The organism is Solihabitans fulvus, from assembly GCF_008386585.1.
Lineage (GTDB): Bacteria > Actinomycetota > Actinomycetes > Mycobacteriales > Pseudonocardiaceae > Solihabitans > Solihabitans fulvus.
The window spans coordinates 1-311 of sequence record NZ_VUOB01000232.1; the positions used below are offsets into that span (position 1 = coordinate 1).

Consider the following 311-nt stretch of genomic DNA (forward strand, 5'->3'; position numbering starts at 1 on the left):
GTTAACTATTCCTTCTTCACTTTGGAACAGCTTTCTGGAGGTACCTCTGACTTAGTCCTTTTCATGTGCAGGTCGTCCGTTGGCCCAAGGTGTGACTCTGACGTGAGATTCGTCACGTTTCAACGCCTCTGCTCGAAATTCTTGCTTTAGTGACCTGCGAAGCACCTTGGCTGCGATGTTTGAGTAGTTTATGTAAGTTAAACCAGCTTGCCTCCAAGCGCTCATTTTGTTAATGTTCTTATTTACTTTTATTCTCAAAAATAAATTGAAATTTTCCTGAATTCCACAGCCAGAGAGTAAAGTGAAATATC

At 41.5% G+C, this 311-nt stretch carries 1 protein-coding gene; it reads right to left on the minus strand.

The window, feature by feature from the left end; translation table 11 throughout:
* Positions 1 to 51 precede the first annotated feature (51 nt).
* Positions 52 to 311: ATP synthase subunit epsilon family protein (locus tag F0L68_RS45705; protein WP_149855382.1), on the minus strand; the 260-nt coding region annotated here is incomplete at its 5' end.